A 12612-nucleotide genomic window follows, 5' to 3' on the forward strand; every position below is an offset into this window, starting at 1 on the left:
TTTTTATCACTTTACTAGATACAACATTTTGGCAAAAAAATGGATCAAAACGATCCAAATTTTCACACTAAATTTTTAGGTTTTTCTTTAAGCACCAATCGATACCTATCAATAATGCCGGGCTATGACTCAAAATCGTCACCTGAATTATTAGCTAAAGTCTGATTTTGCTCACTAAGAGTATCACCGCCCAAAGAGACCATTAAATTCATTGAGGCAGTTAGTAAGTTCAGTTTAGCTTGCAGTAGCTTATTTTGGGCACTACGCAAATTATCCGCAGCATCAAGTACATCACTTAAAGAAGCACTGCCATAACGATATCGTTCTGCATAGCGCTCATAATTCTTTACTGTTAAATCATATTCAGTCTTAGTGCTTTTAATAAGCTGTTCTTGATATTGCAAATTATTTAAATTATCAGAGACTTCTTGTACTGCGACAATAAAGCCATTGGCAAAATCTAACTTAGCTTTATCTTTAGCTACTAAAGTACTTTCTTTTTGGAGTGATAACTCGTTGTAGTTAAAGAAAGGAAAAGTTATGGCTGCACCTAACGAACCTATAGGATCAGTTAAAAAGCGGGCTAAAGAACTAGCAGAGCCTGTACCAATAGCGGCATTTAAGTTAAAGCTTGGATAAAAGCTTGCATTGGCCTCATCTACGTTAGCATAAGCAGCTTTAACTCTAGACTCATAAGCCATGAGATCAGGGCGATTTTTTAATAAACTTGCAGGCATCTCTACAGGAACAATAGGTGACTTAGTCGTTTGCAAAGCCCTATCTGTAACCAACTGGTCGATACTGTCTTCGGTAAATGTTCCTAATAAAGTAGTTAAAGCATTTTGAGCGCTAGTAAGTTCGAAACTGCGCTGATAAACAGCCTGTTCTACATTCTTGTGATTAACTAAAGCTAAATCATACTCAAGTCCATCAGCAGCACCTTGAAGTTGTTTTTCCTTAATCAAATCAAGACGCTTAAAAGATGCTTCTAGCTGTTTTTCAGCAAGATCTAATGCCTCTTTAGAGTAGGCATAATTCCAATAATACTCACTGGTTCTTTTAATTAAGGTAAGGCGCATGGCTTTGTAATCATAGGCGCTTGCCTTATATGATTCCCAGCCAGCTCTAGACATTGCATCTAAACGACCAAACAGATCAGCCTCATAAGATAAACCAAAGCTCATGCTAGATGATTTATTAGTATCAGAGCTTTGGGATAAATCTTTACGAGCTGATGATGACATAGAGGCCGAAGCTGTTGGATGAAGGGAAGTTCTAGCCAAACCAAAATCAAGTTGTGCTTGTTTTAGATTCAGATAGGCACTATTCATATCGTAGTTATTCTTTAAGGCACGCTCAATTAGCCCATTGAGCTTGTCGTCATTAAAGCTTTGATAAAAATTAACTGCCAGCGCTTTATCTTTTCCATAAACAGCTAAAGAAGTATTTTTATCCTCCACTACTCCATAAGAGCTAGGAGAAGATAAGTTGTTTTGGAACTCAGCTTCATTTAACGAGCACGACGATAACAATAAACAACTCAAACCTAATAAGGTACTACTAAGACCTTTTCTACCATTAAGATCTGCCACACCACACCTCAACCACAAAACATAAGAAAATCTTATGACCATAATTAATTATTAACTATGCAGCTTAGCTCTTACTTAGGATATTTTTATATTTTTAAATATAACAAATAAAGCCAGCATCAGCTGGCTTTAGAAATTTGCTTCTTATTATCCTGACAAAGAGCGCTTACGCGCTACTTTTATGTATTACTTTTGTCTGCTAATTGTGCTTTTTCTGGCTCTGCACCTTCTTGAGCAGCGCTTTGCTCTTGCTCTTGCTCTTGTTGTTTAACTATAGCAAAGAGTTCTTGAGCATTAGTAATGTGATCAATAATGCTAATAGTATGGTCATAGTCTTCAACAGGGGTTAGACCTTGACGCTCTCTATAAAAAGCGTGAATAACTTCGCCTAAATAGTCTTCCCAATAAGGAAGCTTAACTCCAAATACAGAAGCAATCTTGTCACAATTTAAGCGACTATCAGCAGGACGTTTTGCTTTACTTTTAAATTCCTCACTACTAATAGACACCACATTTACACTGTGGTCTAACAGCCCCATTCTATTAGCATTAGCGAAAATAGCACGAGCAAAATTGTCCCAAGTAGTAGGCTCGTATCCACAAAAATGATAAATACCCCAGTTATCAAAGTCTTTATCTGATAACACACGATTAGCCATTTTCACTAAACACTCGGCTAATGGTCTTACAGGGGTTGGGTTACCAAGTTGATCGCACACCACAGCAACTTCTGAGCGCTCTTGCACCATAGACAGCATAATTTTGACAAAGTTACGGCCAAAACAGCCAAACAACCAAGAGGTACGCACAATAAGATGCTTACAACCTGAGTCTATAATGTTTCTTTCGCCATCTAATTTGCTGCGGCCATATTCACACTCTACTTTAGTAGGATCAGTTTCGACATGTTCTTTTCTTTTACCACCAGAAAAAACATAATCAGTAGAAATATGAATTAAAGGAATATTACAGCTTAAGCAGGCTTTTGCTAAATTACGAGGCCCTAGAGCATTAACATTAACAGCAATAGCTGACTCATCTTCAGACTTTTCTACATTAGTATAGGCAGCTGCATTAATAACTAAATCTGCATTACTGCTAGAAATGGCACTCATAACATCATCTAAATTAGTGATATCTAAAGTTCTATGAGTGCTAGAGATAACAACATCACCCTGCTTAAGCAAAGCAAACTCGATATCTCTACCAACTTGACCAGAGGCACCTGTTAAGAAAATTCTAGCCATAAAACATCAAACTCCCTGCCTTCTTTAATAGCAAAAATAAAGCCTTGCCACATAATATCATGTTGCAAGGCTTGATTAATTTAAACTGTTTTAGTGGTTTTACCAAAAGTTAGCGAGAATGCCCACTCCTACGCAAAAGCGAGGCTTGGTATGAATCGCATATATTATTTGTCTTCACCTAAAGCTACGCACTCAACTAAAGCCTTAGTAACCTCAAAGCTAGCGTGTAAATTAGGTACAGGTAAGCACTCATAAATACCATGGCAATTTAATGGGCCTGCAAAGATATTTGGGCAAGGTAGACCACGGCAGCTTAAATTAGCACCATCGGTACCACCACGTACATACATTTCGCTAAGTGGAATATTGGCACGCTCAAAAGCTTGTCGGCAGTAGTTTACGATCTTTGGATGCTCTTTGAGTACAGTTTCCATGTTCTCATATTGCTTAACAAAAATGGCCTCACAAGAGTTAATACCGTATTTAGCATTAATCTCGTCTACTAAGGACTCAACAAAGAGATGACGGGCCTCTAAGCCTTCTTTTTCAAAATCACGTAAAATCATCATGAGCTCTGCTTGCTCAACATTACCCATTACATCATGAACGTGATAGAAACCTTGGCGTCCCTCAGTAGTTTCAGGAGCTTCTTCCTCAGGTAATCTATTAATAAAATCAGCTGCCATTTTTAATGCATTCTTGAGCTTGCCACAAGCTACAGCAGTATGAACTACCTTGCCCTTAAAGATAATCTTTGCACCCTCGGCATTAAAGGTAGCAACGTCAAGTTCACCCCTTTCACAGCCATCAACAGTAACAGCAAAGTCGCAATCAATAACATCAAGGTCTAAGTACTTGGTAGAACGACCAATTTCCTCATCAACAGAGAAAACAATAGTAATTGGGCCGTGTACCACACGGTCATCCACTAAACGCTCAACCAAATGCATTAATACAGCAATACCAGCCTTATCATCGCCACCTAATAAAGTAGTACCATCAGTTACGACAATATCTTCACCCAAGTGGTTAGCCAGCTCAGGGGAAATTTCATGATCAATCACATCACCAGAGGCTAATTCAATGCCATTACCTTTATATTTTTCCACTAAGGCAGGCTTTACATTAGCGCCTGAGGCATCAGGGGCAGTATCAAGGTGAGCAAGTAAACAAAGACGCTCTTTATTCTCATAGCCTTGTGTGGCTGGAACTTTAGCGATAATTACGCCTTCTTTAGTTTGAATAGGCTTGAGCTTAAGATTAGATAATAAATTTAATAAGCGAGCGCCTAATCTTAGCTGGCCAATGCTAGATGGCTTATCTTGACTAGTAAAGTCAGCTCTAGTATCAAAAGCAACTAAATCGATAAAAAGCTTTAAAAGATCATCGTCTTTAATCTTAGCTTCTAAGGCCTTCACATCACCTTTTTGCATCAGCTCAAACTCCCAACAATTACAAGATCACATATCTTGCTCAAATAAGAACACTAAACCTCATTAAGAGCTATAAGCTTTTAATAAGGTTTGCCCCCATATTCTGTCTAATTTGCAAATCAGCAGAATTTGCTCTGTACTCTACCATAAGTAGACCCTAATAAGGATCTTACCTATTAATAAGATGACTATTTTAGTCGAATCCCTACTATCAAAGCCTTAACATTATCGTAAAAGTTTCTAAGGCTTAGCTACAGTTATTGCTCGCAAGGTAAGAGCTTTAAAGCGATTGCTATAAAGCAGGAGCTTTAATGCGCCTATGATAAAGCGAGCGCAATAAAGCGCCCGCTCCTTGCTTTACTCTCTTGCTAAAGCCTCAATTGGATTAAGCTTTGAAGCTGAGCGAGCTGGCATAAAGCCAAACGCAATACCAATGGCTGATGAGGTTAATACAGCAGCAATAATAGAGAACATAGAATATGACAGAGTAATAGCAGGCACAAAATGCATTATTACTTGTCCTACTATATAAGAGAGAATTACACCTAGTAGTCCTCCCAACATACAAACCATTACTGCTTCTATCAAGAATTGTGACAAGATATCAGACTGTCTTGCGCCTACAGCCATTCTAATACCAATTTCTCTGGTTCTTTCCGTAACCGACACCAGCATAATATTCATTACACCGATACCGCCCACTACTAAGGAAATTACCGCAATAGCAGAAATCATAATAGTGAAAGTTGAAGTAGCACTCTCAATTGACTTCATAATGGTATCGGATGATTGCATAAAGAAGTCTTGTCGGCCATGACGTGAGATTAGCAAAGACTTAATAGAACTCTCAGCTACAGGAGTAGAAAAGCCTTCTTTAATACGTACTACTATAGATGATAGATAGTTTTGGTTAATGAGTCTGGTCATTACCGAGGTATATGGCATAAAGATATTAGGATTTTCACCTCTAATAACAAAAGAGTCTGTCTTAGCTAAAATGCCAATAACTTTAACTGAGATATTACCTACAATAATATTCTTACCCAAGGCACTTTCCGTTGGAAAGAATAGCTTAGCAGCATTATCGTCAATTACACCAACTTGAGCTCTATCTTGTAGCTCTTGATTACTAAAGATACGACCCTCTTTAACCTTTAAGCCATAGACACGGAATAAGTCTAAGGATACACCTTGTGCCATAGCATTAGACTCTTGTGCTCCTCTTCTTAATAAGGCATTAGTTTGCACAGAAGCTGATACCGAATCGACAAAGGGTTGACCTTGCAATACTACTAAATCTCTAGGAGTAAGCGATTGTACTCTTCCCGAGCGTACATCACCCATTCTTTGTCCTGGATATATAGTAATAGTATTGGTTCCCATAGCCGCAATATTAGCAATAATCTTTTCTGATGCACCTCTTGCTAATGCTACTACTGATACTACAGCCATAATACCAATGATAATGCCTAACATAGTAAGTAAGGTACGCATACGATTAGAGAGCATAGCTCTATAAGCCATGATAAATGCTTCTTTAAAGCGATCTAAGTACGAACTCCAAGTTAAAGACCATTGTTTTTTTACTAAGCTGGTACTTAAAGGAACGCCAGTCGTATTAGCACTACTGTTGTCCTTATGGATATCTCCATTAATATCCTTTATTTGCTCATTGATGGTATCTGACTTAATAGAGCCATCCTCAATAGCAATTACTCTACGAGCACAAGCGGCAATACGAGGATCATGGGTAACAATAATAACAGTATGACCTTGAGCATTAAGCTCTTGTAAGGTTTTCATTACATCTTGACCTGATTTAGTATCAAGAGCACCTGTAGGCTCATCTGCTAAAATAATCTGCCCACCATTCATAAGAGCACGAGCAATAGAAACACGCTGCTGCTGACCACCTGAGAGTTGTGATGGCTTATACTCAGTACGCTCATCTAATCCTAATGAGCCTAATAACTCTTTAGCCCTCTCATCACGCTTATGTTTACGTACTCCTGCATAAACAGCAGGAACTTGTGCATTTTCACGAGCACACAAATGACCTAGCAAGTGATATCTTTGGAAGATAAAACCAAAAAAATCACGACGCAATGCCGCCAACTCATCAGGAGCCATATTAAGAGTATCTTGGCCCATAACCTTATAGCTACCTGAGCTAGGGTTATCCAAACAACCAATAATATTCATTAATGTTGACTTACCAGATCCTGATGGGCCAATAATAGCTACCATTTCGCCTGCTTTCACTGTCAAATCAATACCATGAAGAACTTCTACCATGGTTGCGCCTGACTGATATGAGCGTCGCACATCTTTGAGCTCTAATAAGACATTATCAGCCATTACTGTCTCCTAAAGAAAGCTTTCTACCTACCATCATCACACTACTTTTATTAACTCTTTAGTACATTCTTGGGCCACGACGTGCAGCTGCGGCTGAGAAGGCTGCGGTAGCCACATCATCACCAATAACTAAAGGAATAGAAATATCGAAGTCTTCATTCTTTACTTCTATATACTGATCATCACGCACACCAATTTCGACAGTTTTAGGAGTTACTTGACCGTTGATCAGCTGATATACAGTAGCTTTATTATCAGAGGACTCATTTTTAACAGCAGCAATAGGAATTGCTTTTACCTGGGAGGCTTTAGCAATAGTAATCTCTACCTCAGCTGTCATATCAATACGTAATACTCCATCCTTATTATCAACGTCTAACAAGGCGTTATAGTAGATTGCCTCAGTGCTAGAACTACTGCTTTGATTAGTACTAGTTGAACTTTCAGCAGAAGCTGGGGCTGGATCAATGGAGCGCAATTTGGCATTAAAGTAGCGATTAGGCAGTCCCATAATAGTAAAGCGGCACTCCATATCAGGCTGAACTTTTACCACATCGGCCTCAGAAATTTCCGCCTCAACAGTCATGGTCTCTAAATCAGCCAAGCGCACAATAGTAGGAGTAGTTTGGTTGGCATTTACAGTTTGACCTTCTTCAACAGGAATAGCGTAGACCGTACCATCCATAGGAGCCACGATCTTGGTATAGCCAAGATTAGTAGTAGCATCATCAACGCTAATAGCTGCCTGTTCATATTGAGCCTGTAAAGCATCTAAATCAGCTAAGGCCATTTCATATTGCGCAGTAGCCTGTTGAGCACTTTGAGTAGAGGTAGCTTGTTTCTTTAACAGATTTTGCTGACGAATATGTTCAGCTTTAAGCATAGTAATTTGTGCTTTTTTAGATCTGATTTGAGCATTAATCAGGCTTTGCTCAGCCTTGGCACGGCGTAAGTTATTTTCCTGAATCTCTGGATCAATTTCACAAAGCAAATCTCCAGCTTTAACCTTATCGCCTTTAGCTACATACAGCTTTTTAATCTGACCAGATACCTGGGCACCAACATCTACCGATACTTTGCCAGCAATAGTTCCAGTAGCATAAACCTTTTGCTCAATATCTCTAATGAGAGGAGTAGCACTCATGTAAGTAGGAGCTACTTCCTTGGTCGCATCATAGACAAAGTATCCTACTAAAGCTAATACTAGAGCGCCCAACACTCCATATTTTATGACTTGCTTTCGTTTCATAACGCTACTCCGCACACGTTAATCAAAGATAATTACCATCTAATAAATTAAATAATCACACACAACTACAATGATTTTGCTTTAGTGAATCATTGCTATGAATATTTAAGGCGATCAATATTAGCAAAACTAATTAGCTTATGCTAACTAATTTGGTTTCTGGCTCTTATTAAACACTAAAGATCGCAATTAATTACTCTATAATCGGCTTTTATCTGCGATTTTTTGTATAATTGCCAGCTCTAATTAATTTTAGGTTTGTACAATTAGCCTTTGCTTAGGAGATAAGCGCCTCTTATGATCACCTTTGTATTGCAATCACAAAGAGAAAAATCACTCTTACGTCGCCATCCTTGGATCTTTTCTAAAGCTATTGATAAGGCCATTGATAGCAAGACTAAACAAGAGGTTGAGCAAGGTAATATTAAGTCTGGTACTTTATGTAAAGTAGTAAGTGCTGATAATACTTTCTTATGCTACGCCCACTATTCCCCAAGTTCCCAAATTGTATTACGTGCTATCTCCTTTAATGAGCAAGATTTTATTGATTACGATTTTATTAAAAACCGTATTTCTCAAGCTATTGCTCGTAGAGCTCCGCTCTTTATTCGAGGCGACAAGGGAGTACGCTTAGTAAGTGCTGAGGGCGACTACTTAGCAGGTTTAATTGTTGACCGCTTTAATGATGTCATTTGTGTAGCCATCTCTAGTGCGGGTATGGAGTCCATGTATGAGTATATTTTTAAAGCTCTACATGAGTTAAACCCAGATTGCTACTTATATGAGCGCTCTGATGCTAAATCCCGTCGCAAAGAGAACCTTCCTTTACGTGCAGGATTAGTTGACCCTAGCGATTTATCCAAGAACTATAATCTCAAAGACGGCAAGGGCCGTGCCTTAAAGGATTCTAAGCAGATTACTCAGGTGCAACGTATTGGTGCAGCTGAAGGCCAAATGATTGAGCTTGATGAGGCTATTGCAGATACCTTATTTGTTTTAGAGCGTGGCTTAGTTGAGATCCCTATTGATGTTAAACATGGCCATAAGACTGGCGGCTACTTAGATCAAAGACAAAGTCGCTACCATCTTTACGAATTATGCTCAAGCATGAAGGCTTTAAGTGAGAATGGTAAAACAGGCCCTAGCGTCCTGAACTGTTTCTCCTATACAGGTGGTTTTGGCTTACTTGCTCTTAAGGGTGGCGCTAAAGCTGTCTACAATATTGATGTCTCAGAACACGCCCTTAATGCTGCTCGTGAAGGTGTAGTGCACAACCATTTAGATCCAGGTCGTTGCAAATTCATTAAGCAGGACGTTTTTGAGTACTTACGTCAGGAAATTGCTAAAGGCACCAAGTTTGACATAGTCATCTTAGACCCACCTAAATTCGTTGAAAATAAGAGCAATCTCCTCTCTGGCTGCCGTGGCTATCAAGACATTAATCGTCTTGGATTACAGCTAGTGCGCCCAGGCGGTCGCCTCCTTACTTTCTCCTGCTCAGGCTTAATGACAGAAGATCTCTTCCAAAAGATTATTGCTGATGCCGCTTTAGATGCTAAGGTAGACGCTCAAATTATTACTACCCTACGACAAGATATTGATCATATTGTATCTCTCCCTTGTCCTGAGACCTTCTACCTCAAAGGCTTTGAGATCCTAGTTAACTAGTTAGCTAGCCAGCCAGCCAGTTAGCAAAAAAGCTATACAGCTAGCACTTTTACCCTCCCCTAAGGACAGCCATTAACAGCTAACAACTCCTTAGGGGATTTTTTATCTTTAATAACGACTAACTCAGCAGTTACCTCACATCAGCAGCTGATTAACAAGGGTGATCTTAGAGCTTCTATATATTACTTGGTGATAGTACAGCCCTATTTGGCTGTCATAGGCATTGTCTTTGGGCATAAGTAAGTACAGACATTTGTCCATAAGATAAAATCACCGCTCCTAAGCCATTACCAACTCTGATTGTATGGGTAGACCATACTATTAAGACCCAATCTTTAGCTCACGCCCTTATGCCTATTCACCCTACGTCTATGTTCCTTAGCATTAGCTACCGCCTTTACTTAACTATATCGTTGGATAGGTACTATTAATAATATTTTGGTGCTACTACTAGCGTAGTATGTAAAGCCATTTATCCGCCAGATAGCATCTCTGATGGGCACAGTCTCATATAAACCTTTAAAGGACTTAGGCCGTACTTATTGCGGTCCAATATTGAGCTAATGTCCCCATGATAGTTTATAGCCCTTCCCCTATTAGCCATTAGCACTTAGCTCTTACCAGTGCCTTTACTTAAGCAGAGATTTTGCCTTGTTCTAACTATGAATAATATTTTGGTGCTACTACTAGGTAGTACTTGAAAAGTACTTATTTAAACCGCATTTTAATATTATGGCTCAATGGCTTTACTTACCAATGTTTGCTCGCTTAAGGAGTACTCTTAATGGACAATATTAATCCCCTGCTAAAACTAGGAGATCATCTCATAGCTAGACGTGTTGGCTATACCCACCACGGACTTTATTTAGGAGATGGCAATGTTCTTGAGTATCTCATGAACGAGGGAGTAACTATTGTGCCTTTATCAAGCTTTGCCAATGGTCATGAAATCTTTATTAGAGAGCATAAAAATGCCCGTTACCAAGGCATACAAGCAGTAAATCGTGGTATGTTGCGCTTAGGTGAGAACCACTACAACCTGCTGACCCGCAATTGTGAGCATTTTGTTAATTGGTGTATTGAGGGTATAGAAAGCTCTCGCCAAGTAGACAACTTAATCCTCACTATTATTCCTTTTTACTCTATTTTCCAAAAATCAGACTTCCTTAGAGGTTGTTTGAAAGTTGTTTTTGATGATCCTAACTCCTTAGACCAAGCTTTTGCCCGTATTAATGCCTCTAAAAAGAGTGCCTATGATCCAATAGAGCGTGCCAAAGAGCTTAGTGAGGATATTTTTGGCTCCAATAAGCTCAATATCGTAAGTATAGCTTCTTTAATTACTACCGCCTCTCAGCTCTCTAAAGAGTATGCTCAATGGGCTAAGGAAAAACGCCATGGCTCCAATAATTTGTTAAAAAGCTCCTTAGAACTCTCTGCCCAAGCTATTGATAACTTAAACAATAAGTTAGGCGTATCGTTTTATACCCAAGAAAACCAAAGTACCACTGACAGCCCTATTTATGCTGGTAACAACAGTAAACTACAAGGCATCAAAGATACCCTTAAGTTAATTAAACACGTTAGTGACTTTCTCAACCTCAACAAAAGCGAGGCTGACCCAGCCCCATCAGCTACTCCAGAGCCAAACAGCATGGCTACCCCAGTTAGCACCGCAACCTCGCCCGCCCCTAGCGCTCATGCAGCGCTAGTTGCACCTGCTGCTAAGGTTGCCGCTACCGCTTCATCTGTTGCCACAGCAGCTACAGCAGCTGCTACAGCTGTCGCTACTGCCTCTACAAGTCAGGATCCCCATAAGGCAATCAAGCATGCTAGTGGTTAAATTGAAAACCCATTGCACATAAACAGATTGATTTGGTAGTATGCAGGGCATGAATAATAACAAAAATTTTTGCCCTGCAACTGCCAAAATTGTACAGCAATTCAGGGAGTCTATTAATAGTCAATTCATCGATAAATGTAGTCAAGCTATATCTCGTGAAAATACTTCGTATTGGCTCAAACGATGTCTTGTTGTTGTCAAAGCTATGACCTGTAATTCTGTAAAAGAAATTGCAGAAAGTGTCTTATTATCTACTAGAAGTGTAAGAACAGTTCTTAAAGCTATCATTGGTGGAGATTTTGGCGTTATTTTGCGAACAAATGCAGGAGGGCGTAAAAAGAAGGAATGCTCTGCTGAGGTTTATCATTTGATTGATGCTTTGTTTGGTCTTCGTCCTGATGACTTAGTAAATGCTGGCTTTTTCCATAATTGTGAGCTTGAAAATAGTTTGAAAGGCAGGCAGACATGGACTATCGCTTTGTTAGCTAAAGCAGCTTGTACAACTTATTATTTCATGCAAAAGTGGCTAAAAAACAACAATATTAAGCTTACAGAAAAGAGTTCCTACTGTGTAAGTGATGATGCTCTTTATACTGCAAAAATGCGATATATTGATTATTGTTATAAGCAGGCTGAGGCTGATGGCTATATAGTTTTATGTTTTGATGAAAAGCCAACCATTGCAATTCATCATATTGATAGCCATTTAAATGATGGTGGATATGTATGTCCAAGCTCACGTTATGAAAGGCTTGGCACAACAAATTTACTTGCTCTTTTACGTCCTGCAACAGGACAGGTTATTGCTGAACTTAGTGATAAAAAGACCGCACAAGATATTATGGACTTTATATCTAAGTCTATTAGTCGACCTGAGTTTGCTGGCCGCAAGATTATTATAATTATGGACAATTTATCTGTTCATAGAAAGGCAGAAGTTGATTTGCTTAATAAATATGAAAATTTGACTATCACTTATACACCAACTAACGCTAGTTGGGCTAATTTAGTTGAATGTTTCTTCTCGGTCTTTAATAAGCAATTCCTTTCAAGATCTAATGGATGGACAAGTCGCACTGAATTTATTAATGATGCTTAGGAACTGTAACAAATTAAATTGATCTTTTAAAACCCCTAATTCTATAGTTCCACTGAGGAAACTCACCAATAGGTTCAATATCAATATTACTCATTTGTTCATCAGTAATTTTAATGCCTGTATTGT

The 12612-nt window shown here is 38.9% G+C and carries 8 protein-coding genes; 3 read left to right on the forward strand and 5 right to left on the reverse strand.

Going from position 1 to position 12612, the window contains the following annotated elements:
* Nucleotides 1–122: 122 nt before the first annotated feature.
* The 5 genes from MXE38_RS11055 to MXE38_RS11075 form a co-directional block, all read right to left on the reverse strand.
* On the reverse strand, nt 123–1592 hold the full coding sequence (locus MXE38_RS11055; protein WP_246914865.1) for a TolC family protein: 1470 nt from the start codon (nt 1590–1592) through the stop codon (nt 123–125).
* A gap of 179 nt (nt 1593–1771) precedes the next feature.
* Entirely contained in the window at nt 1772–2839 is a 1068-nt protein-coding gene (rfbD, locus tag MXE38_RS11060) for a dTDP-4-dehydrorhamnose reductase (RefSeq protein WP_246914868.1), read from the reverse strand.
* A gap of 164 nt (nt 2840–3003) precedes the next feature.
* Nucleotides 3004–4272, reverse strand: a complete 1269-nt coding sequence (gene pepT / locus MXE38_RS11065; protein WP_246914871.1) for a peptidase T — start codon at nt 4270–4272, stop codon at nt 3004–3006.
* 357 nt (nt 4273–4629) lie between these two features.
* Complete coding sequence (locus tag MXE38_RS11070; protein ID WP_246914874.1) at nt 4630–6630, reverse strand: MacB family efflux pump subunit; 2001 nt, start codon at nt 6628–6630, stop codon at nt 4630–4632.
* Between the two features lie 58 nt (nt 6631–6688).
* The gene (locus MXE38_RS11075) at nt 6689–7879 is read right to left on the reverse strand and encodes an efflux RND transporter periplasmic adaptor subunit (protein WP_246914877.1); all 1191 of its coding nucleotides are present in this window, start codon (nt 7877–7879) and stop codon (nt 6689–6691) included.
* Nucleotides 7880–8176: 297 nt separating this feature from the next.
* Between MXE38_RS11075 and MXE38_RS11080 the strand changes: the two genes are divergently transcribed.
* The 3 genes from MXE38_RS11080 to MXE38_RS11090 all read left to right on the forward strand — a co-directional run bounded on the left by MXE38_RS11080 (nt 8177) and on the right by MXE38_RS11090 (nt 12486).
* Nucleotides 8177–9547, forward strand: a complete 1371-nt coding sequence (locus MXE38_RS11080; protein ID WP_246914880.1) for a class I SAM-dependent methyltransferase — start codon at nt 8177–8179, stop codon at nt 9545–9547.
* Nucleotides 9548–10331: 784 nt separating this feature from the next.
* Nucleotides 10332–11387 carry a lecithin retinol acyltransferase family protein gene (locus MXE38_RS11085; protein WP_246914883.1) on the forward strand — a complete coding sequence of 352 codons (1056 nt, stop codon included), beginning with the start codon at nt 10332–10334 and terminating at the stop codon, nt 11385–11387.
* 49 nt (nt 11388–11436) lie between these two features.
* Nucleotides 11437–12486: an IS630 family transposase gene (locus MXE38_RS11090; RefSeq protein ID WP_246914886.1), complete on the forward strand. Its 1050-nt coding sequence runs from the start codon at nt 11437–11439 to the stop codon at nt 12484–12486.
* Nucleotides 12487–12612 lie beyond the last annotated feature (126 nt).

The sequence above is a fragment of the Anaerobiospirillum sp. NML120448 genome (genome assembly GCF_023050945.1).
Classification (GTDB): Bacteria; Pseudomonadota; Gammaproteobacteria; order Enterobacterales; family Succinivibrionaceae; genus Anaerobiospirillum.

Coding starts and splice junctions, on each gene's coding strand:
- rfbD (WP_246914868.1), bottom strand. CDS start 2,839: ATGGCTAGAATTTTCTTAACAGGTGCCTCTGGTCAAGTTGGTAGAGAT.
- pepT (WP_246914871.1), bottom strand. CDS start 4,272: ATGCAAAAAGGTGATGTGAAGGCCTTAGAAGCTAAGATTAAAGACGAT.
- MXE38_RS11070 (WP_246914874.1), bottom strand. CDS start 6,630: ATGGCTGATAATGTCTTATTAGAGCTCAAAGATGTGCGACGCTCATAT.
- MXE38_RS11075 (WP_246914877.1), bottom strand. CDS start 7,879: ATGAAACGAAAGCAAGTCATAAAATATGGAGTGTTGGGCGCTCTAGTA.
- MXE38_RS11080 (WP_246914880.1), top strand. CDS start 8,177: ATGATCACCTTTGTATTGCAATCACAAAGAGAAAAATCACTCTTACGT.
- MXE38_RS11085 (WP_246914883.1), top strand. CDS start 10,332: ATGGACAATATTAATCCCCTGCTAAAACTAGGAGATCATCTCATAGCT.
- MXE38_RS11090 (WP_246914886.1), top strand. CDS start 11,437: ATGAATAATAACAAAAATTTTTGCCCTGCAACTGCCAAAATTGTACAG.